We start from the raw sequence: 1,161 nt of genomic DNA, 5'->3' as shown, positions 1-1,161 counted from the left end.
ACGATCTTGCGCAACTGCATGTGCATGCTCTCGATGGCGTTGGTCGTATATACGATTCGACGCACCTCGGGCGGATAGGCGAAGAAGGGAATCACCTGTTCCCATTGGCGCTGCCACATGGCCGCGACGGTAGGGAATTTGCGACCCCACTCGCTCTGTGCAAAGGCATCCAGCGCCGCTGCCGCTGCGTCGGCCGTGGCGGCCTGGTAGATCGGCTTGATCGCGGCAGCCAGCGGCTTGCGGTCCTTCCAACTCGCCAGATTCAGCGAATTGCGGATCAGATGCACGATGCAGGTCTGGATTTGGGCGGCCGGATAGACCGCCTCGATCGCCTCCGGGAAGCCGCGCAAACCGTCGACCACCGCGATCAGGATGTCGTGCAAGCCGCGGTTCTTCAGTTCGTTGAAGACCTTCAGCCAGAACTTGGCGCCCTCGGTTTGCTCGATCCACAAACCCAGCACTTCCTTGCGGCCGTCGGCACGGATGCCCAGCGCCAGATAGACCGCCTTGTTCTTGACCGTGCCTTCGTCGCGGATCTTCAGCCGCAGCGCGTCAAAGTACACGATCGGATACATCGCTTCGAGCGGGCGTTGCTGCCACTGTTCGACGTCGGCCAGCACCTCGTCGGTGACCGTCGAAATCAGGTCGGGCGACACCTGCAGCCCGTACAGTTCCAGCAGATGGCCCTGAATCTCGCGCACGCTCATACCGCGCGCATACATGCTGATGACGTGGTCGTCGAAGCCCGGCAGCCGGCGTTGATACTTGCCGACCAATTGCGGCTCGAACGTCGCTTGCCGATCGCGCGGAATATCCAGCCTCAGCTCGCCGTTGGGCGTCAGGACCGTCTTGGAGCTGGTGCCGTTGCGGTGGTTGCCGGCCTTGCCTTGCTCGGTCTCGGCTTCCAGATGGTGGCTCAACTCGGCCGCGAGCATGCGTTCGGCCAGTTGCTTCTTGAGCTGGCCGGCCAAGCCCGATTCGCCCAGGATCGACTCGGCATCCTTGCTCTGCACCTGGGCCAGCAGTTGATCGATCAGTTCATCGGGGAACAGCTTCGGCGTCTTCGGGTTCTTGCTCTTCTTGGTCACGGTTGCATCGGTCATAGGACGTTATTTCCGTTATCGTCTCATGACCTCGGCACACTAAAAATCTGACAGGCTC

The 1,161-nt window shown here is 61.2% G+C and carries 1 protein-coding gene; it reads right to left on the bottom strand.

Annotated elements, in window-relative coordinates:
• A partial coding sequence (locus tag G3N64_RS39180) for an IS256 family transposase (RefSeq protein WP_205788904.1) occupies positions 1–1,103 on the bottom strand: 1,103 nt, incomplete at its 3' end.
• Between the last annotated feature and the right edge of the window lie 58 nt (positions 1,104–1,161).

It is taken from the genome of Burkholderia sp. Ac-20344, assembly GCF_017104975.1.
Lineage (GTDB): Bacteria > Pseudomonadota > Gammaproteobacteria > Burkholderiales > Burkholderiaceae > Burkholderia.
Note: the sequence above shows the minus strand (reverse complement) of the source record. Positions and strands in the feature narration are given on the sequence as shown.